Genomic DNA, 20,818 nt, shown 5'->3' on the forward strand with positions numbered 1-20,818 from the left:
GTTCACGTTACCTGAAATGTACGGCGAATTTTACGCAAAATCGCATACATCACCGGCCATAACAGCGTACTTGTTAGCACGGGCATCCAGCTTTCCCAGTGCAACGTTGCTCGAGTAGCGACAACATCAACAAACTCCACCAACAGCACAACAGAAAAAATGGTTAAGGCTTGTTGCCAAAGTGGATATTGACGTAACTGCAAATGGAAACGTGCTATCAAATAAATAGCTAGTGCATAGCTGAAAGCCATCACACCCAATATCCCACCCATGGTGATATCCATGACAAAGCCTGTAAACCAGGCCACACCAATACTGACACGATGAGGCAACGCCATCGCCCAGTAAATGAGTGTCATCACTACCCATTCCGGCCGGAAAAAACGCGCGTAATCTGGTAACGGCACCAGCATCAACATAATGGAAATGATGAGCGTGATAACAATCACAAAACCATTACGGGTCCTAATTGTCGTCGCCACTGTCGACCTCCGTGGTTGATGACGATTCCTCAGCTGGTTTCGTTGTTGTACGCTCTGTTTGAATTTTTTCGCCTGGCAGAACTAACATCACTTCACGACTTGTGGATAACTTGGCTGCTGGCTCCACTTTGATATCAGCAAATGGTTTACCTTGAGGAAACTTAACGGATACCACTTTACCTACAGGATAGCCAACAGGAAACCGACCACCAAGCCCTGATGTGACTAATAAGTCGCCTTCACGAATATCCGCATTATGTGGCAGAAAATCCATTTGAAGATATTCGCCTAAACCTCGGCCCGTGACCACAGCCCGAAGACCATTGCGATTGATTTGAACAGGGATGCTATGACTTGGGTCTGTCAATAACACTACACGACTTGATACGGCAGAGGTTTCGGTCACCTGCCCCATTACCCCAGTGGCATCCAACACCGGTTGCCCGACATACACACCATAATTTTCGCCCTTATCAATCACTACTTGTTGAGAAAAAGGATCAAGATCTATGGTCAGCAATTCTGCTACTTGAACACGTTCTTGCAGACGAAATGATGAGCCTAACAACTCTTTGAGTCGCATATTTTCTCGTTCGAGTGACTGCAGTTTCTGCAAGCGAATATTTTGCAGCATATTATTCGCTTCCATGACGGTAATTTTTTCTCGTAATTGTTTACGATCCTGAAAAAAATCACTGACCCATTCACTCAAATCTGTAGGAAGCGATGCCGCCGCCTGCACAGGATAGACTGCCGTTGACAACAAAGAACGCACAGGTTTGAAGTAATCCAGACGCGTATCAAGGAAAAACACCAGGATAGAGGCTACAAGCGCCAGTAGCATCCGGGTGTTTAAAGAAGGTGTATGGGCAAATAAAGGTTTAATAACTCAACGTCCAAAACTAAAAGACCTTCGCAAATGCATAACACTCGCAAAGGTCTTACGACTTATTAACTAAAAATCATTATTCAAAGGTAAAAACGTCTGTACCTTTTTCATCAATCATTTCAAGCGCACGACCACCGCCACGAGCGACACAGGTAAGTGGATCTTCTGCAATAATTGCTGGTAAGCCTGTTTCTTCGATAAGTAAGCGATCCAAATCACGCAGCAATGCACCACCACCGGTTAATACGATACCGCGCTCGGCCACGTCAGCACCTAGTTCTGGCGGAGTTTGCTCTAAAGCAGTCTTAACCGCTGCTACAATACCAGAAAGTGGATCCTGCAAGGCTTCCAAAATCTCATTACTGTTTAGAGTAAAGCTTCTCGGCACACCTTCAGCCAGATTCCGTCCACGTACTTCCATTTCACGCACTTCATTACCGGGGTAAGCTGAACCAATTTCTTTTTTAATTTTTTCCGCGGTTGATTCACCAATTAACGTGCCGTAGTTACGACGCACATAGTTGACGATGCCTTCATCAAATAAATCACCACCGATACGTACTGAAGCAGAATAAACAATACCGTTTAATGAGATAACCGCGACTTCTGTTGTACCACCACCTATATCCAGTACCATCGAGCCGCTGGCTTCATCAACAGGCATACCGGCACCAATGGCTGCTGCCATCGGCTCTTCAATCAGAAACACATCTCGTGCCCCTGCCCCAGCAGCAGATTCGCGAATTGCACGACGTTCAACTTGCGTTGAACCACAAGGAACACAAACTAAAACGCGCGGACTCGGCTTGAGAAAACGTCCTTCGTGTACTTTACGAATAAAATGCTGCAACATTTTTTCCGTCACGGTGAAATCAGCGATAACACCATCTTTCAATGGCCTGATGGCAGTGATATTACCTGGCGTTCGTCCTAACATGCGCTTGGCTTCGACACCGACCGCAGCTATAGAACGAGGACCACCAGGGCCTTTATCCTGACGAATAGCAACAACAGAAGGCTCGTCTAAGACAATTCCTTTGCCGCGCACATAAATCAGCGTATTCGCTGTTCCAAGATCGATCGACAGATCGTTGGAGAAAATTCCACGTAAACGTTCAAACATTGAAGAAACCACACCTGAAAGGGGTAAAATAGATACTTTAGCAATGCTCTGGGCTGTTGGGCAAGCAACTAATCATTTAAACTTACTGCTTTGTTGAAGCAATTAACCTTTGGAACTGTCGATGAGTTTAGATAAACACGATGTAGAAAAAATCGCGCACCTCGCACGCCTGTCGATACAGGAAGATGATATTCCTCATTATGCACGGGATTTGAATAACATTCTTAATTTAGTTGACCAATTAAGCGCAGCTGACACTAACGACATACTTCCTATGGCTCACCCCCTTGATGCACATCAGCGTTTACGCCCCGACAGTGTGACCGAAGTCAATCAGCGTGATGCATTTCAGGCGATTGCACCTAAAACTGAAGCCGGTGTCTATCTGGTTCCTAAAGTTATCGAATAAAGCAACACAGGCAAACACATGCATAACAAATCACTTTCAGAATTATCGGCAGCCCTGCACAACAGTGAAATAAGCAGTGTTGAACTCACTCAGCATTATCTTGACCGCATCAATCAGCATAACGGCACTTTAAATGCCTTCATCACTGTGACCGAAGAGCGAGCACTGGAACAGGCAAAAGCCGCAGATAAGTTATTGGCAGAAAACAAAGCGGGTGTTTTAACTGGCATTCCTCTCGCCCATAAAGATATTTTCTGTACAAAAGGTGTCCGTACCAGTTGCGCATCAAAAATGCTGGATAAATTTATCGCACCGTATGATGCCACTGTCGTCGAAAAGATTGACCAAGCCGGCATGGTCACATTGGGTAAAACCAATATGGACGAATTTGCTATGGGTTCGTCGAATGAAACCAGCTGGTACGGTCCTGTTAAAAATCCGTGGGATACAGACCGTGTACCTGGTGGTTCATCAGGTGGTTCAGCAGCAGCCATGGCAGCACGTTTAGCGCCTGTTGCCACAGGTACGGATACAGGTGGTTCGATTCGTCAACCTTCTTCTCTGTGTAATCTGACCGGTTTGAAACCCACTTATGGCCGTATTTCTCGCTACGGCATGATTGCGTTTGCTTCAAGCCTGGATCAAGCTGGCCCCATGGCCAACAGTGCTGAAGATGCTGCCTGGCTGATGAACGTGATGTCAGGGTTTGATGAGAAAGACTCTACGAGTGTCGATCGTGATGTGCCAGATTACACAGCGAGTTTGAATGATTCACTTGAAGGCTTAACTATCGGCCTGCCAAAAGAATATTTTGGTGAAGGTCTCGATCCGCGTGTAGCCGCTACGGTAGAAGCGGCCATCAAGACATATGAAAAAATGGGCGCAACATTAAAGGAAATCACCTTACCCAACACGGAACTGGCTGTGCCGACATACTATGTCGTAGCGCCAGCAGAATGTTCGTCTAACTTATCAAGAATGGATGGCGTACGTTTCGGTCACCGCGCTGAAGATCCGAAAGACTTAATGGATCTCTACACCCGTTCACGTGGCGAAGGTTTTGGCGAAGAAGTCAAACGTCGCATCATGATTGGTACTTATGCCTTATCGGCTGGTTACTACGATGCTTACTACTTAAAAGCACAGCAATGCCGTCGTCTTATTAGTAATGACTTCCAGGAAGCATTTAAAGAAGTCGATGTGATTATGGGACCAACAGCCACCAATCCTGCTTTCCGTTTTGGTGAGAAAACAGACGATCCGGTTGCGATGTATCTGGAAGATATTTACACCATCAATACCAATCTGGCTGGTTTGCCTGGTATGTCTATTCCAGCTGGTTTCGTTGAGGGCTTACCTGTCGGTTTACAAATTATTGGTAACTACTTTGATGAAGCGAGATTATTAAATATCGGTCATCGTTATCAACAAGAAACAGACTGGCATCAACGTATTCCTGATGCGTTCAAATAATCCTACTTTAAAGGGGCTCACCGCCCCTTTTTTATGGGTCAGATATGACACTTATCTGGTATTCTTGCAGCACACATCAATCAGGGCATGAGGAAACCGCCAGATGAAGGCAGCAGAGCTATTTGTCAAAGCGCTCGAAAATGAAGGCGTGGAATATATATTTGGTATCCCAGGTGAAGAAAATCTGGATGTCATGGATGCATTGCTGGATTCATCTATCCAATTTATTACCACTCGCCATGAACAGGGGGCGGCTTTTATGGCCGATGTTTATGGTCGACTTACAGGTAATGCCGGTGTTTGTATTGCTACCCTGGGGCCAGGCGCAACGAATCTCATCACGGGTGTCGCGGATGCCAATATGGATCACGCCCCACTCATTGCTATTGCCGGACAAGCGTCGACGCATCGACTCCATAAAGAGTCCCATCAAGTGCTGGATTTGGAAGCGATGTTTCGGCCAATAACCAAATACGCATCGCGTATTGTCAGCCCTGAAGTTATTCCAGAAGTGGTTCGTAAAGCGTTTAAAGTCGCTCAAACAGAAAAAACCGGGGCCTGCTTTATTGAGTTTCCTGAAAATATTGCCGAAATGGACATTGATGATGTGCCGTTACGTGTCAAAAATGCAACGGCTCCCGAACCCGCAGCAGAAGAAATCGAACGTGCGGCAGAAGTTATTTCAAATGCTAAAAGCCCGATTATTTTGGCAGGCAACGGGGTTATTCGTGCCAATGCCTGTGATGAACTAGCTGAATTTTCAGAAAAGCTGGGCATCCCTATTGCCAATACCTTTATGGCAAAAGGCGTCGTACCCTTCCGTCATCCAATGGCCTTGGGCAGTGTGGGCCTGCAATCGAATGACTACGCCAACTGTGGTTTCGCCAATGCCGATGTCATTATCTGTATTGGTTACGATATTGTGGAGTACCACCCATATCTTTGGCACCCATCGCGTGATCGTACTATTGTTCACATTGATACCACTCATGCTGAAGTGGATGGACACTACAGTATCAGTTTGGCTGTAGTCGGTAATATTCGTCATAGCCTCATTCGTGTAGCTGCCATCACTACCCCACACCAGGGCAAGGCGATGCGTACGTTGAGAGATAGTTTGATTACTGAGATGAATATGCATCGTGATGATCTGGAGTTTCCAGTGAAACCACAAAAAATCATCTGGGACCTGCGCACAGCCATGGATTTACAAGACATTGTCATCTGCGACGTAGGTGCTCATAAAATGTGGATGTCACGGATGTTCCGCTGTGAATACCCTAATACCTGCATCATATCCAACGGATTTGCCAGTATGGGCATTGCCGTACCGGGTGCTATCGCCGCTAAATTAGCCAATCCCCAACGTAAAGTTGTGGCCGTGACAGGGGATGCTGGATTTTTGATGAACTCTCAAGAAATCGAAACCGCGATGCGCCTGAATATCGCTATAGTCATTCTGGTATGGAACGATGCCAGTTACGGCCTGATTGAGTGGAAACAACAAAACCAATTTGGTCGGACCAGTCATGTACAATTCACCAACCCGGATTTTGTTCAGTACGCGCAATCTTTTGGTGCAGTTGGTGTCAGAGTTGAGGAGACGGAGCAATTAATGCCCATTCTAAAAGAAGCTTTAGACAGAAATACCGTGACTGTTATTGATTGCCCGGTTGATTATCGAGAGAACCTCAAACTAACAGAAGCATTAGGCCAACTCACTTTAACGATTTAAATAACTGATGACACACATAATTAAACCCGCCATTGGCATTCTTATTCTTGGCATTATCGCGGCACTTATTTTTAATTCAGTGCAAGGACAACAGGGCCTTCCGGACAAGACCTTCACTGATTTAGACGGAAACACCCACTCACTTCAGGACTACAAGGGTAAACCTTTATTAGTCATTTTCTGGGCGACAGACTGTCCCGCTTGTGTGCAAGAACTTCCAGAACTCAAAGCCATTTATAAAGAATATGTGCCCAAAGGTTTAGAAGTTATCAGTGTGGCGTTGGCTCATGACAAGCCGGAGCATTTATTAGCGATGCGCATAGAAAAACAAATTCCCTACACCATCACTTGGGATAAAACAGGTGAACTGGCAAATGCATTTAGTAATGTACGCGTCACCCCAACACATTTTTTATACTCCGCTGAAGGTGATGTTGTGATGCGCAAAATCGGTAGTGTCTCAAAAGAGATGCTCAGCGAGAAACTCAGCAGTATGGGGCTGTAGCAAATTCGAATACATTTACACTACACTTCTATAGTCTTGTATGGTATAAAGTACGGCTTTGTAAATGCAGGCAGGGACCAAAATCGGCGCCCTGTGGTAAAAGTGTATCAGGAGCAGGTTTTAAAATGGCCAGAGTATGTCAGGTAACGGGCAAGCGCCCTATGAGCGGTAACAATGTTTCACACGCTCATAACAAAACAAAACGTCGTTTCTTACCCAACCTTCACTCACACCGTTTTTGGGTTGAGTCTGAAAATCGCTGGGTCAAGCTGCGTGTCAGCAACCATGGTCTGCGCATCATCGATAAGAGAGGGATTGATTCCGTCCTTACTGACATTCGCGCCCGTGGCGAAAAAATTTAGGAGAGTAAGACATGCGCGATAAAATTAAATTAGTCTCATCTGCTGGTACTGGTCACTACTACACCACAGATAAAAACAAACGTACCATGCCTGAAAAATTAGAGATCAAAAAGTTTGATCCTGTTGTGCGCAAACACGTTATGTATAAAGAAGCTAAAATCAAATAATATTGCCCACAATATTATTTTGGAAAAACCCGCACTAGCGGGTTTTTTTATGCCTGCATTAACACTATGATATCAACTCATTTCTTTAAGTTGTAATTCATGACCAACGTTGCTGATTTATCCTCCATCGTTCTAGCCAGACAACCCATTTTTGATCGTCAATATAATATTCATGCCTATGAATTATTATTTCGCAATAACACTAGCCAACAATCTGCTGATATTGGGCGCTATTCCGGCGATATTGCGACTACCCGGGTAATCAATTACAGCTTTCTCGAGCTTGGGATAGAACGGGTAATCGGCACACATCTGGCATTTGTTAATCTGACCCGCAATTTCATTTTAAGTGATGACCCAATCCCATTTGGTGGAGAAAGGGTTGTGTTAGAAATCCTCGAAGATATTGATATTGACGACGAGTTAATCCATGCCGTAAAAAAGCTGGCATTAGCTGGTTACCATATCGCACTTGATGATTTTATTTTCCATGAGTCTTTACGTCCACTTATAGAGTTAGCCACCATAATCAAAGTGGATATTCTCGCCTTGTCTGAAGCAGAGGTAAGACAACATGTTGCCCTACTCCGTGAATATCCGGTTAAGTTACTGGCAGAGAAGGTGGAGACTAAAGCTGAATTTGAGCTATGTATGGCACTTGGGTTCGATTATTTTCAAGGCTACTTTTTCTGTCGGCCAGAAATCATTTCAGATAAACCTATTCCTGATAGTAAGCTTAAACTGCTGGAGCTGCTAAGCAAATTACAAGATCCTGATATTGAATTTAAAACGATCGAGTCAATCATTCGCCAAGACCCAGGCCTTAGTCTAAAATTACTACGTTTACTTAACTCAGCCGCTATTGGGTTTCCCAGACAAATAAACTCGCTACGTGAAGGCCTTGTTATTTTAGGGCTAAAAGCGATAAAAACATGGACAACAATAATTGTTATGAGCGAGATGAGTCCTGGACCAGCAGAACTAATTCAGGTGACGTTGGTCAGAGCCAAGATGGCAGAAAAGATAGCGCCTGAATTTGACTGTCATTCTGAGGCTGGTTTTTTATTGGGCTTGTTCTCAACGATTGATACGATGCTGTCAAAGCCCATGAATGAGGTTATTAACTCGATCCCTCTAAGCAATGAATCAAAGCTTGCACTAATTAGTCGAGGTGGTATAAAAGGCCAACTATTGAATTGCATTATCGACTACTGTGAAGGCCGCTGGTCTCAGTCATCAGAAGACGGGCCTTCATTGGAAAAGCTGAGCAATGCCTATATTGAAGCTAATGAGTGGGCCACTATGACTCTTAATACAATTTAGTATTCATGACTGATTCCAAACTCTTACTCGAAGCAAAAGAACTATCTCGGTTTTTCGGCGACACTGCCGCCGTGAACAATGTCAGTTTTAATATTAAACAAGGTGAAGTCCTTGGATTTTTAGGCCCGAATGGTGCTGGCAAAAGTACGACAATGCGCATGTTGACCGGCAATCTCGCTCCAGATAATGGTCAGATAATAATCAATGGTATTGATTTACTGGATGACCCTAAACAGGCTAAAGCCTGTATTGGTTACCTACCTGAAACGCCACCACTTTATAAAGAACATACCGTCACTGAGTTTTTACAGTTTTGTGCCCGGCTGAATGGCATAGCTAAAAAACAGCAAAAATCTGCAGTCGACACAGTGATAGAACGCTGTGGTCTGACAGAAGTGAGCAAACGATTAATTGCGAATTTATCCAAAGGCTTTCAGCAGCGTGTTGGTATCGCACAGGCTATTATCCACTCGCCAGCCGTAGTGATCTTAGATGAACCGACCTCTGGGCTCGACCCCATCCAGATTCGGGAGATTCGTCAACTTATTCGTGATATTGCCAATGAACATAGTGTCATTCTGTCTACTCATATTCTGCCCGAAGTGCAGATGTTATGTGACAGAGTGCAAATCATTTCTAAAGGCCAGTTATTATTTAATGACAGTCTGCAAAAGTTAACCGAACAAATGCAATCAACCGCTATTGTAGTTGGTTTCTCACACAGTGTAGATATAGGTTCTTTGAGTGCTATCAATGGTGTGAATAATGTCGTAAAGATAGATGAACAGCATTTTAAACTCTCTTATCTGCCAGATCATGATCCAACACAGGCCCTTTTAAAAGAGGCTGTTGAACATAACTGGCCACTCACATCATTAATGCCCGAACAGCATTCTTTAGAAGATGTATTTATGAAAATCATTCGTGAAGAAGATGCCCATGTTTAACATCGCCCGTAATGAATTACATCGCTTGTTCTTATCACCTCTGGCTTGGGTAATCTTGGCATTGAGTCAATTATTGCTGGCTTATCTGTTTTTAACGCATATGGATTATTTCAACAGTATCCAAAGTCGCATTTCTGCTATTCCTGGTGCCCCAGGGGTCACAGAACTGGTAGCCATGCCACTCTTAAGTAATGCTGCGATCATTGCCCTGCTGATTAGTCCCTTGTTGACCATGCGCAGTTTTGCTGAAGAACGCAGAAATGAGATCCTTCCTTTACTCTCATCTGCACCGCTGAGCATGTTTGATATCGTCATTGGTAAGTTCTTAGGTACCCTGACATTTTTCCTGATAATGGCATCACTCACTGTTTTGATGATTTGTTCCCTGGCCGTTGGTACCACTTTGGATTTTTATCAATTAAGTGCAGGTGTTATTGGTCTGATTTTGTTAGTCGCCAGCTTCAGCGCGGTAGGCATTTATATGTCCAGTTTAACCAGACAACCTACCATCGCTGCTATCAGTACCTTTGCCATTTTATTTTTGTTTTGGATTATAGATTGGGCCAGTCACAGCACAACTGAATTCTCATTACTGAGTTGGCTGTCGTTGTTAAAACACTTTGAACCCATGATGCAGGGACAAATCAATACCCAGGATATCAGCTACTTCGCACTCATTATTTTTGCTTTTCTATTACTGACGGTTCGTCGACTGGATAGAGAACGTCTAGACCAATGAAAATCACCAAACGCGCACAACTCCTCATTCGTTTTCAGCAAGTTATATTTTATGCTTTGCTGCTGGCTGCCGTTGTCTTACTGGGTCAGCTGTCAATTGCCACCAATAAGCAGTTTGACTGGACACAAAATCATAGACATACGCTATCTGAAACCAGTTTAGCGATTCTCGATAATCTAAAAGATAATATTACTATCCAGGTTTTTGTGAGTCCTGATTATGAATACCGGGCTGCTATTATTGAATTATTACAACGCTATCAACAGCATAGCGATAAATTAACCATACAGTTTGTGGACCCAAGTTTTTCACCTGACATCGTCAGACAATTTAATATCCAACAGCAAGGTGAAATGGTAGTCAGCCATGGTGAACAAAAACAGCATGTGTTTGATCTGTCCGAACAATCACTAAGCAATGCCTTGGTCACTGTCTCCCGACAATCACAGCCCTGGTTAATATTTGTTGAAGGCCATGGTGAACGCAGTCCGTATGATAAAAGCGACTTTGGCTTGAGTACACTGGTACAAAATCTAGGCAATCAAGGCATAAAAGTCCGTTCACAAAACTTATTGGATACACCAGACATCCCGGACAACAGTGCGGCTTTAGTCATTGCCAGCCCTGAAAAAGAATGGCTACCTGGTGAAATCAATATTGTTCGCGACTATTTAGACAAAGGTGGCAATCTACTCTGGTTAGCAGACCCAACTCAGACTAAGTCGTTGGGAGCTTTGGCTGAAAAATTAGGCATTGAATTTGTGCCAGGCACGGTACTTGATCCTAACTCCAGCATGCTGGGGATTGATGACCCACGCTTTGTTCTGATTACCGACTATGCCAATCATCCTGTCGGTCAGGCCGCCAAAAGTGTCACCATTCTGGCCGAAGCCAGTGCCATCCAAATAGCTGAAGATAACTCAGAAAACCCATGGCGTTATATCAATCTTTTGAACAGCCAGCCTAATGCCTGGGTGGAAACTTCTAGCATTACACAAGCAAACCTCAGTCAGCAAACATTCGATAAAGGTGCTGATGTGGCCGGCCCAGTTTCACTCGGCATGCTCATTACCCGCGATACGGACAGCAATATCGATAAATCACAAAGGATTGCCGTTATCGGTGATGCCGACTTTGTCGCGAATAGCTACATTGGTAACGCAGCCAATCTGGATTTGGGATTAGGTCTTCTGAATTGGTTAGTAGAAGACGATGGTCTTATCACGATTCCAATAAAAACCAGTGTTGGTACACAACTGACCTTATCCAACACGGAATCGATGATTATCGGTTTTGGCTTTTTATTTGCTATGCCATTACTTCTCCTTACAGTTGGACTCACTCTGTGGTGGCGGAGAAAACGTCGATGAAAAGCAGCTATTTCACTAATTTTATTTTGTTGTTATTAGTCGTTGGTTTATTCTGGTTTTCTCAACATAACGCTAATCAGCAGAATGATCATTCAGTCCAATTATTAACATCACTAAATCCTGCTGATATCAATACCATTGATATCCAACAACGACAAAAAAATGATATCAAGCTAATCCGCGATAATGCATCCTGGCGATTGATGTCACCTTACCCTGCCCCTGTCAGTCAAACCCGCATCAATCTCATTCTGAGCTTGTTAAAAACACCCGTTCATGGTGAGTTTCAGCCCATGGATATCTCGTCGCTTGCTCAGTTTGGTCTCCATACCCCCTCGGTGATCGTCAGCTTAAACAATGAGAGTTTTGCGTTGGGTGATGTAGAGCCTATTAGTAAACGTCGTTATGTGCTTTATCAACACATCATTTATCTTATCGATGATGATGTTATGCCCTTATTAACTGCGAGTGCTGATAGCTTTATTGATAACAGGCTTATTGCTGAACATAAAAACATTGAAAAACTCACACTGCCCCGCTCTCTGAATAATCCAGAACCGCTGCAACTAACTCTCTCAAATGGCCAATGGCAATCTGATGATAAAAACTTAACAAGTGATGCGTTAAAGGTGTTGATAGATAGCTGGCAATTTGCCTATGCAACTCAGGTCAGGAAAGTCACATCAGCCGAGTTAATGGCAAAACCTGGTCCTCAAATTACACTTTGGCTGGAAGGTCAAAAACGGCCTGTTTCATTGATCATGCAGACCACTGACAATAACCTTATTCTGACCAATCAAGATTTAAGCTTAGAATATATTTTCCCTATGGCGATGAGCTCCCAGCTATTACCTAATACGCCCACTCAAACTAACGAATAGACATGCCTGAACTGCCAGAAGTAGAAACCACGCGACGTGGTATTCAACCCTTTATTGAGAATCAATCCATCACAAAAATGGTGGTACGTCACCGAGGATTACGCTGGCCGATTCCAGAAGGATTGGAATCCATCGTTAAAGATCAACGGGTAAACAGTATAGAGCGCCGGGCAAAGTACTTGTTGTTACATTGTGACAACGGCACATTGATTATCCATTTGGGCATGTCAGGACGTTTACGCGTACTCGATAATGATGACCACATCAATAAACATGATCATGTCGATATCTTTTTTGATAACGGTTATGTATTGAGATTTACTGACACTCGCCGTTTTGGCGCCATACTCTGGACGAACGAGCCTTATGAGCAACATGCGCTTATCAGTCATCTAGGTCCGGAGCCACTATCAGAACAGTTTGATGTCAACTACTTACATCAACGCGCTAAGGGTCGGACCAGCCCAATTAAAACATTTATTATGAATGGTGAAGTCGTAGTAGGTGTAGGTAATATATACGCCAATGAAGCCCTGTTTATGGCTGGTATTCATCCAAGTACGCCTGCCGGAAAAGTCAGTAAAAAGAATCTATCTCGATTAGTCGAGGCCATTAAGCAGGTTTTGGAAAAAGCCCTACTCGCCGGGGGAACAACCCTACGCGATTTCAGAAAAAGTGATGGAAACCCAGGCTATTTTGCGCAAGAACTTCATGTATATGGACGAGAAGGCTTAGCCTGTTTACGCTGCCAAACCCCAATCAGTCTTATTAAGCAGACGCAAAGAGCCACTTATTTCTGTAGTCAGTGCCAGCCATGTTGATCATTTTTGATTAGAAAAATAGTGAGCCAAAGCGCGTATTTCTTCCTCAGAATAGCCCGCTGCATGCTGCATCATAACGGTACCATCACGCTGACCATTTTTAAATGCCAGCATTTGTTGAATAAAGTAATGTTTATTAAGGCCGGCAAGGCTAGGCGTTCCACCCTGACTATGACCATTTGTACCATGACACGCTGCACACGCTGAGGCGAGTAATGCGACATTGCGTGGCTCGGCGTGAACCACCAGAGATAAAAGCAATACCACCCCAGCGATGACAAAATGAGAAAAACGCATTTTTAGCTCCATATTCCAACGTCAGCTATAAGCCTACGTTATAATACTGGTTTAATCACCAGCTAAGTCTATATGTCAGAAAAAATTCAACTAGAAGATATTATTCCGGAAAACTTGATGGGTATGCGTATCGATCAGGCTTTAGCCAAAATGTTTCCCGAATATTCTCGTGGTCAACTGACAAAATGGCTGAAAGCGGGTGATGTCCTCGTTAACGGGCAACTTCTCAAACCTAAAGAAAGCATTCAGGGCGGAGAAAAAGTCACCATAGGCACTGAGCTACAAGTACAGGATGAAAGCTGGAAGGCAGAGTCCATCGCGCTCGACATTATCTATGAAGATGACGATGTCATCATTATTAACAAACCTGCCGGCATGGTCGTTCATCCCGGTGCAGGCAATCACCAAGGCACGCTCGTCAATGCCTTATTAGCCCATGCTCCCCAATTAGCCAATATCCCACGTGCGGGGATTGTTCATCGTATCGATAAAGCCACCACGGGTCTGTTGATGATAGCCAAGACCTTAACAGCCCATAACTCACTGGTATCGCAACTGCAGGCACGCACAGTTAAACGTGAATACCTTGCTGTAGCGTGCGGTGTTTTGACCGCGGGTGGAACTGTTGATGAGGCTATCGGTCGACATAACGTTGATAGGAAAAGAATGGCCGTAAGCTCGACAGGTAAACCCTCCGTCACACATTATCGTGTCGAGCAGCGTTATCGGGCTCATACTCTGATCAAATGTAAGCTTGAAACCGGACGGACGCATCAGATTCGCGTGCATATGGCGCACATCAGGCATCCTTTGTTAGGTGACCCAGTCTATGGCGGCCGTTTAAAACAAGCCAAAGGCATGACCGAGACGTGTCGTGAGGTTATTCATAACTTCCGCCGTCAAGCCTTACATGCCGGTTTGCTGGGTTTTGTGCATCCCACAACAGGCGAAGAAGTCTCATGGCAAATCGATTTGCCTGAGGATATGCAACAGTTAGTCGATGCGCTGGCAGCAGATGCAGAAATAACTGACTCACTTTAACCTGTGACATTGCATTGAACGCTGTGGCATGGACAATAAAGATCCGTCATGCGTACATTACATTTATCAGTTAATGCGCCAAAAGTATTTCAGATTATCTAATCAAGGAGAAGATACAGCGTGATGACTGTTAATCATCGATGTTCATTTTTATCGGCTTGGCTCAAAGCTGGAAGCATGCCTTTTCTGTTACTACTGAGCTTAAGCGTCATTGCTTCTCCACAAGATAAAAAAGAGGTGACCTTCAGTCACCAGACCGTATTGGATTTAGCTAAAAAACGTGCTCAGAAACCATTCAAAATCCCCACACAAGCGCCAATATCACTCACACGACTGGATGCTGAAACTTACCAAAAAATCCGGTTTCAGCAACAATCAGCTATCTGGGGTAACAGTCCAACCCCATTCTCCATCCAGCTTTTTGCTCCAGGTTTCTTGTATAAAAACCTGGTCGATATCGATATTGTCGAAAGTGGAAAAAGTGTTCCTATTAATGTTACCGAGTCATCATTCAAGGTCCCTAATCCTGAGATTGCCAACGCGCTTGCTCAAGTAGGTAAATATGCTGGATTCCGGCTTCACTATCCTCTTAGTAAGGGGCAGGAAAAGAATGAATTCATCATTTTTCAAGGAGCCAGCTATTTTCGGGCGGTATCCAAAGGTCAGTTATACGGTATTTCGGCCAGAGGGTTGGCTATTGATGTGGCCGAACCAAAAGGTGAAGAACATCCCACGTTCACTCATTTCTGGATAGAACGTCCGGGAAAAGACCAAACAGCCATTGTTGTCCATGCCCTTCTCGATAGTAAAAGTGTGACCGGAGCATATCGATTCGGTATTTATCCTAATGACCCAACTCGAATGGATGTTAAAGTCACCCTATTTCCACGCGTCGATATTCCTCACATCGGTCTCGCCCCGTTAACGTCTATGTTTTTGCATGGCAGTATGGTGCCTGCAAAATCCACTGACTATCGACCACAGGTACATAATTCACAGGCTCTGGCCATAAAAACAGGCAATGGTGAACATCTATGGCGGCCTTTGAATAATCCCAATTCACTACAAATAAGCGGATTCATGGATGAGCATACCAAGGGATTTGGGCTTATCCAACGTGATAGACAATTTGTGAACTATCAAGACTTAGAGGCTCACTACGAGCTTCGTCCTTCTTTATGGGTAGAACCTATTGAAGACTGGGGTAAGGGCCAGGTTCAATTGTTTGAGATACCGTCAAATGCTGATACCAATGACAATATCGTCGCTTATTGGCGACCGGAAGGTGGATTAAAGAAAGGTCAGACCTTCAGCTATAACTATCGCTTGATCTGGCTAAATGATATTAACCCAATGCCATCAAAAACAAAGATTGTCCGTAGTGCTAAAGGAAAACTATTTGAAGATGGCAGCAGAGAAATGATCATCGATTTTAGTCGTATTGATGTGAATCAATTGAATACCATCAGTATGAATGCCTCCAGTAATCACGGCAAAATCATTGCAACTAAATTGATTGCAAATCCAAGCATTGATGGTGCTCGCGTATTTCTTCGATTCCAACCTGAAGATGCTGATGTGGCAGAGTTACGTTTGCAGTTGATGAATAAAGACACACCTATCAGTGAAACATGGCTTTACCGTTGGATTAAACCTAGTCTATTTGCAGGCGAGTAATGAAAGCACACAAAGTTTTACCGGAACGCGCACCACTAGATATGCCAAGGCATCGTGTTAACGAGCCTGGTCAGGCGTTACGCCAACATTCCATCCCCTTTTTCACATCCTTTAGCACCGTCTTGTCACGCTTGTTTATTTTGCTGGTGACAGTTGGCCTTTCGGTCTATGGGATTAGAGAGATGCATGGTGTCCTCAGTACCAACAGCATTACCTCATTACAGTGGGTATTTTTATGTTTATTCAGTTTAAATTTTATCTGGATATCTTTTGCTTTTTCACAAGCCTTGTTAGGCTTTTTGATTAACCTCAAACCCAGAATCATTAAAAAAGCTGAGACAGAACCTAATTTTAAAACCGCGATATTATTCCCCGTCTATAAAGAAGAACCCGGTCGAATCGTAGCGGCCATTAAAGCCATGCGTGAAGACTTATTAAAACAAGCGCCAGGCAAGTATGCTTTTTTTATCTTAAGTGATACCAATCAGGCCAATGCCTGGCTTGCTGAAGAAAAAGCCTTTATTGAACTCTTCGAAACACAAAATGAAGACTGCCCTGTTTATTATCGTCGTCGTGCCAATAATCAGGAACGTAAAGCAGGCAATATCGCACATTGGGTCAGCAATTGGGGCGGTGCTTATGAAGCCATGATCGTGCTGGATGCTGACAGTTTGATGAGCGCACAAAGCATGCTGACCCTATCGCGCAGATTGGCAGCAGCACCTGGGGTTGGTTTAATTCAGACCTTACCCACCCTCATCAGCGCCAGTAGTCTATATGGCAAGCTACAACAGTTTGCTAATCACTGTTTTGGCCCCATTTATGCCGAAGGTCTGGCTGCCTGGCATGGCCTCTCATCTAACTTCTGGGGACACAATGCCATTATTCGTACCCGGGCTTTTGCTGAATCATGTTCACTACCGATATTGCCAGGCAAAGCACCTTTTGGTGGACATATCCTCAGTCACGATTTTATAGAAGCAGCATTATTACGTCGTGCTGGCTGGGGGGTAAGATTTGATACTGATATTCAGGATTCTTATGAAGAAGCGCCTCCTTCACTAACTGACGTGATCGTACGCGATAGACGCTGGTGTCAGGGAAATTTACAACATGGACGAATACTTCTCGCACATGATTTAGCCTTTCCCACTAGACTGCATATTTTCTCTGGCATGATGTCTTATCTGAGCGCGGTGCTTTGGCTTTCACTTATTATGGTCGGTTTAGCCATTGCTGTGCAGGCACAGTTTGTTCGTCCCGAATATTTTGCAAACCCCTCCCTCTTCCCTCTCTGGCCAGTATTCGATGCTGAACGGGCGCTGGACTTGTTTGTCGTCTCGATGGCAATTGTGCTTGCACCAAAATTGTTTGGCTGGTTTGCAGCTCTTGTAAACTGGCGCCGTTGCAAACAATTTGGAGGCCCGATTTTACTCACTTTTAGCGTCCTGTTTGAAACCATTATGTCAGCCCTTTATGCGCCTATTTTGATGGTCGCTCAGTTTGGTGTTGTCTGTCATATCCTTATGGGAAAAGATAGCGGCTGGAACCCGCAATCACGTGATGATGGTGCTTTAAGCCTGGGACAAGTGACCCGTGCCCATCGCAGTCATACCCTATTCGGTTTTATTCTGGCCGGCATTTCTTATAGCTTAAGTATTGAAATGTTCTACTGGTTGTTACCCATATCCGGTGGACTAATGTTATCTATCCCACTTTCATGGTTAAGTGGTGGCGCAAAACGTGCCAGACCTCTTACGATTCTAGGTCTGCTGCGGGCACCAGAAGAAAAGCGGCCAAGTACTATTCTGAAAAGCCTTATCGAGCAAATTAAAAAGACGCCTCAACAAGATCCTGTTGATTCTCCGCTTATGTGTTTGGATCAACATGCCGAACTGTGTAAATGGCATCTGGCCCAATTACCACTTATCGATGCGCCTAAACCAGATGAGTTCCATGCGCCGACTGTCACTGCTGAGTGGAAAATTCGTCATGCTTCATCTTTGCCTCAGCTGGAAAAATCACTGGAGCCTGTGGAGATGATTGCATTGCTGTCGCAAGAGGTTGCTGTGAAACAACTGAAAACCCATGGTCTGGTCAGACATCATGATTAAAAATCAGGCTGAAAATTAACTCTCTATGACCACGTTTGTTCATATATCCGACTTACATTTTGGACGCATTCTCACTGATGTCTTAGTAGGCTTAAAACAGAAAATTGAGTCTATAAAGCCTGACATGATTATCATTAGTGGTGATCTCACACAGCGAGCGACAGAAAAAGAATACCAACAGGCGGCTGACTTCCTTAACGACATTAACACGCCTTATTTCATCATCCCCGGCAATCATGATCTTAGTACTTTCCGAATTATCGAACGCTTCTTTTGGCCTTGGCGGAAATGGCATAAATGGGTTCAGAGGGAGCTTGAGGCTCAGTATACGAATGACAACTATCAGCTGATTGGCATTAATACTGCCAGAAAAGCAGGCTTCTATATGGACTGGTCCCGCGGAAGAATCAGTTCGTCACAAATCAAGCATATAACAAAGCAAGTGATGGAGGCACCTGAACATCAACTTCAATTACTGGTTGCTCACCATCCTTTCTGGCTGCCATCTGAGTATGAAGCCAGACATTTAATTGGTGGACGTGACAAAGCATTGGCATCATTCAAAGATACAGGGTTGGATTTGATACTGAGTGGACATGTGCATGTTGATTATTGTCGTGTGGTGGATGGCATCATTGTGTCGCATGCTGGCACAACTACTTCGGACAGACTCTTACCCAAGCATACCAATAGTTTTAATATTATTAGCGGTGATAAATCCACATTAACCATTGCCCGCCATCACTGGCATCAGGATGAGTTTCAATTATCAGCAACACAAACTTTTTATCGTGATAATGGCGGCTGGCATGAACAATGATAACAACACCAGCCAGCCTGAAAAAATACTGACGTTTGTCAATAAACATACCGGTACAGCAGCGGAAGTCATCAAGATGCTCGCGCATCATTCAGCCATTTCACTTCATACGCTCTCAGCATCTGAAATAGAAACGGCGATTAAACAGGCTATTGCAAACAAGCAAAAATGGATTATCGTGTCCGGTGGTGATGGCACTCTGGCACTGGCCGCAGGTTTAACGATTGGCAGTCAAACAGAACTTGCCATCATTCCCGGCGGTACACTCAATCATTTTGCTAAACGTTTATTGATCCCGACGGACATTCACGCAGCATTGGAGCTCTCGATACAAGGTCAAGCTTTCAGTACCCATGTTGCTTATGTGAATGACTATTTATTTTTGAATACAAGCTCGGTAGGTGCGTATGTCACCTTCGTTCGCACACGTGAATACCTTGAACGAAAAATGCAATATTTGTTGGCCAGCCTTTTGGCTGGTATCAGAAGGTTATATCACTTCAGACATGCCAATATCATTCTTAATCAGCAGAAAATTAAAACGCCGCTTCTATTTGTCGGGGTGGGTGAGCGTGATCTACAAATACCCGCTATGGGACAAATAAAAACAGGGGGACGTGACGGTCTTCACCTGATTGTTGTACGCTGCAATAATAGCTGGTCGGCCATTAAGCTGGCGTTTAGTGCGATGTTAATGGGTGTGGATCCATTATCAAAAGCAAAAATGATAGAAACCACCATTCTCGACGAGTTTAACGTCACAGTGCTCTCACGCAAGAAATGGCTTACTGTAGCAGTGGATGGTGAGTTAATAAAACTGAAACCACCACTGCAATACCGTTTTCAACGTGATAGTTTGAATGTTGTCATACCTGCTTCAGATGAGGCCCTATGAGTAAGAAAACACGTTTTATACATAAGTTAAGCTGGTTTCTTGATGAGTCCATCACCTTACCTGGTGGCTTTAAAATTGGTGCGGATGGTTTTTTTGGATTGATACCCGGATTAGGTGATTTTATTGGTGGCTTATTATCCAGTGTCATTATCTATCAGGCCCATCAACTGGGTGTACCAAGAACCATCCTCATCAAAATGGTGATTAATATGCTTATTGATACCACCATCGGCGCCATACCGGTCATTGGTGATGTGTTTGATTTTATCTGGAAAGCCAACCAGAAGAATGTCGCTCTTCTCCGTGAGTATGAGCAACAACCCCAGCAGGTGTATCGCAAAACGTTGCTGGAAAATATCGCTTTTATTGTGATTCTAATCACCATAATTGGCTTAGCGATAAGCTTTGCTGTCTGGATTATCAGCTTAATCTGGACGGCATTATTTCAATCCTACTAAAAACAACGATGATTAAAAGGGAGTTATTATGGACTTAATTCGAATTCTGATTGCCATTCTGTTACCACCACTTGGTGTATTTCTACAAGTTGGTTTGGGTGGTGCTTTTTGGCTCAATATCCTTTTAACTTTTCTGGGGTATATCCCGGGTATTGTTCACGCAGTCTGGATTATTGCCAAACGTTAGTACTCTGATCAAGCTGTTCTAATCAATACAGCCACATTAGATGTTACGATAATGCCGGGACTTCTCCCGGCATTTTTGTGTTTGTCTATACCAGACAATATTG

General features: G+C 44.0%; 23 protein-coding genes. 19 read left to right on the plus strand and 4 right to left on the minus strand.

From position 1 onward, the window contains the following. Nucleotides 1-2 precede the first annotated feature (2 nt). The 3 genes from mreD to B3V56_RS08150 form a co-directional block, all read right to left on the minus strand. Complete coding sequence (gene mreD, locus B3V56_RS08140) at nt 3-482, minus strand: rod shape-determining protein MreD (RefSeq protein ID WP_289243308.1); 480 nt, start codon at nt 480-482, stop codon at nt 3-5. Then, nucleotides 466-1,368 carry a rod shape-determining protein MreC gene (gene mreC, locus B3V56_RS08145; RefSeq protein ID WP_289282799.1) on the minus strand — a complete coding sequence of 301 codons (903 nt, stop codon included), beginning with the start codon at nt 1,366-1,368 and terminating at the stop codon, nt 466-468. Before mreC ends, mreD begins: the two co-directional genes overlap by 17 nt. Before the next feature lie 79 nt (nt 1,369-1,447). Beyond that, nucleotides 1,448-2,494, minus strand: coding sequence for a rod shape-determining protein (locus tag B3V56_RS08150; protein WP_289282778.1), 1,047 nt, complete (start codon nt 2,492-2,494; stop codon nt 1,448-1,450). 121 nt (nt 2,495-2,615) lie between these two features. On the opposite strand from B3V56_RS08150, the gene gatC reads away from it, so the two are divergent. The 12 genes from gatC (at nt 2,616) to mutM (ending at nt 13,226) form a co-directional block, all read left to right on the plus strand. Beyond that, entirely contained in the window at nt 2,616-2,903 is a 288-nt protein-coding gene (gatC, locus tag B3V56_RS08155; RefSeq protein WP_286304077.1) for an Asp-tRNA(Asn)/Glu-tRNA(Gln) amidotransferase subunit GatC, read from the plus strand. An 18-nt stretch (nt 2,904-2,921) separates the two neighbouring features. After that, nucleotides 2,922-4,376, plus strand: a complete 1,455-nt coding sequence (gene gatA, locus B3V56_RS08160) for an Asp-tRNA(Asn)/Glu-tRNA(Gln) amidotransferase subunit GatA (protein WP_289282779.1) — start codon at nt 2,922-2,924, stop codon at nt 4,374-4,376. 103 nt (nt 4,377-4,479) lie between these two features. Further along, complete coding sequence (locus B3V56_RS08165) at nt 4,480-6,111, plus strand: acetolactate synthase large subunit (protein ID WP_289282780.1); 1,632 nt, start codon at nt 4,480-4,482, stop codon at nt 6,109-6,111. A 7-nt stretch (nt 6,112-6,118) separates the two neighbouring features. After that, nucleotides 6,119-6,616 carry a TlpA family protein disulfide reductase gene (locus tag B3V56_RS08170; protein WP_289243305.1) on the plus strand — a complete coding sequence of 166 codons (498 nt, stop codon included), beginning with the start codon at nt 6,119-6,121 and terminating at the stop codon, nt 6,614-6,616. Nucleotides 6,617-6,741: 125 nt separating this feature from the next. Beyond that, nucleotides 6,742-6,978, plus strand: a complete 237-nt coding sequence (rpmB, locus tag B3V56_RS08175) for a 50S ribosomal protein L28 (protein WP_007146527.1) — start codon at nt 6,742-6,744, stop codon at nt 6,976-6,978. A gap of 11 nt (nt 6,979-6,989) precedes the next feature. Next, complete coding sequence (gene rpmG / locus B3V56_RS08180) at nt 6,990-7,145, plus strand: 50S ribosomal protein L33 (protein WP_007146528.1); 156 nt, start codon at nt 6,990-6,992, stop codon at nt 7,143-7,145. A gap of 99 nt (nt 7,146-7,244) precedes the next feature. After that, the gene (locus B3V56_RS08185) at nt 7,245-8,468 is read left to right on the plus strand and encodes an EAL and HDOD domain-containing protein (protein ID WP_289282781.1); all 1,224 of its coding nucleotides are present in this window, start codon (nt 7,245-7,247) and stop codon (nt 8,466-8,468) included. A 5-nt stretch (nt 8,469-8,473) separates the two neighbouring features. Next, nucleotides 8,474-9,415: an ABC transporter ATP-binding protein gene (locus tag B3V56_RS08190; protein ID WP_289282782.1), complete on the plus strand. Its 942-nt coding sequence runs from the start codon at nt 8,474-8,476 to the stop codon at nt 9,413-9,415. Beyond that, nucleotides 9,408-10,154 carry an ABC transporter permease gene (locus tag B3V56_RS08195; protein ID WP_289282783.1) on the plus strand — a complete coding sequence of 249 codons (747 nt, stop codon included), beginning with the start codon at nt 9,408-9,410 and terminating at the stop codon, nt 10,152-10,154. The genes B3V56_RS08190 and B3V56_RS08195 overlap by 8 nt, the downstream gene beginning before the upstream one ends. Then, nucleotides 10,151-11,524: a GldG family protein gene (locus B3V56_RS08200; protein ID WP_289284159.1), complete on the plus strand. Its 1,374-nt coding sequence runs from the start codon at nt 10,151-10,153 to the stop codon at nt 11,522-11,524. The genes B3V56_RS08195 and B3V56_RS08200 overlap by 4 nt, the downstream gene beginning before the upstream one ends. Next, nucleotides 11,521-12,405 (plus strand): DUF4340 domain-containing protein, encoded by an 885-nt coding sequence (locus tag B3V56_RS08205; protein ID WP_289282785.1) that lies wholly within the window; start codon nt 11,521-11,523, stop codon nt 12,403-12,405. Before B3V56_RS08200 ends, B3V56_RS08205 begins: the two co-directional genes overlap by 4 nt. A gap of 2 nt (nt 12,406-12,407) precedes the next feature. Then, nucleotides 12,408-13,226 carry a bifunctional DNA-formamidopyrimidine glycosylase/DNA-(apurinic or apyrimidinic site) lyase gene (gene mutM, locus B3V56_RS08210; protein WP_289282786.1) on the plus strand — a complete coding sequence of 273 codons (819 nt, stop codon included), beginning with the start codon at nt 12,408-12,410 and terminating at the stop codon, nt 13,224-13,226. Here the strand turns inward: mutM and B3V56_RS08215 are convergent, their stop codons facing one another. Then, nucleotides 13,227-13,523, minus strand: a complete 297-nt coding sequence (locus B3V56_RS08215) for a c-type cytochrome (RefSeq protein WP_286304064.1) — start codon at nt 13,521-13,523, stop codon at nt 13,227-13,229. Between the two features lie 72 nt (nt 13,524-13,595). On the opposite strand from B3V56_RS08215, the gene rluD reads away from it, so the two are divergent. From rluD to B3V56_RS08250, 7 genes are all read left to right on the plus strand, one after another. Further along, a complete protein-coding gene (gene rluD / locus B3V56_RS08220; protein WP_289282787.1) occupies nt 13,596-14,564 on the plus strand; it encodes a 23S rRNA pseudouridine(1911/1915/1917) synthase RluD in 969 nt (322 codons plus the stop codon). Between the two features lie 123 nt (nt 14,565-14,687). Further along, entirely contained in the window at nt 14,688-16,241 is a 1,554-nt protein-coding gene (locus B3V56_RS08225) for a glucan biosynthesis protein G (protein WP_289284204.1), read from the plus strand. Further along, nucleotides 16,241-18,355, plus strand: a complete 2,115-nt coding sequence (gene mdoH, locus B3V56_RS08230; RefSeq protein WP_289284160.1) for a glucans biosynthesis glucosyltransferase MdoH — start codon at nt 16,241-16,243, stop codon at nt 18,353-18,355. Before B3V56_RS08225 ends, mdoH begins: the two co-directional genes overlap by 1 nt. Before the next feature lie 25 nt (nt 18,356-18,380). Next, the gene (locus B3V56_RS08235; RefSeq protein ID WP_289282790.1) at nt 18,381-19,175 is read left to right on the plus strand and encodes a metallophosphoesterase family protein; all 795 of its coding nucleotides are present in this window, start codon (nt 18,381-18,383) and stop codon (nt 19,173-19,175) included. Then, a complete protein-coding gene (locus B3V56_RS08240; RefSeq protein WP_289282791.1) occupies nt 19,165-20,070 on the plus strand; it encodes a diacylglycerol/lipid kinase family protein in 906 nt (301 codons plus the stop codon). Before B3V56_RS08235 ends, B3V56_RS08240 begins: the two co-directional genes overlap by 11 nt. Continuing rightward, on the plus strand, nt 20,067-20,528 hold the full coding sequence (locus B3V56_RS08245; protein WP_289282792.1) for a DUF4112 domain-containing protein: 462 nt from the start codon (nt 20,067-20,069) through the stop codon (nt 20,526-20,528). Before B3V56_RS08240 ends, B3V56_RS08245 begins: the two co-directional genes overlap by 4 nt. Nucleotides 20,529-20,556: 28 nt before the next feature. Further along, nucleotides 20,557-20,715 (plus strand): YqaE/Pmp3 family membrane protein, encoded by a 159-nt coding sequence (locus B3V56_RS08250; RefSeq protein WP_289282793.1) that lies wholly within the window; start codon nt 20,557-20,559, stop codon nt 20,713-20,715. Nucleotides 20,716-20,818 lie beyond the last annotated feature (103 nt).

Source organism: Methylophaga sp. UBA2513 (assembly GCF_002341285.1).
Taxonomy (GTDB): domain Bacteria; phylum Pseudomonadota; class Gammaproteobacteria; order Nitrosococcales; family Methylophagaceae; genus Methylophaga; species Methylophaga marina.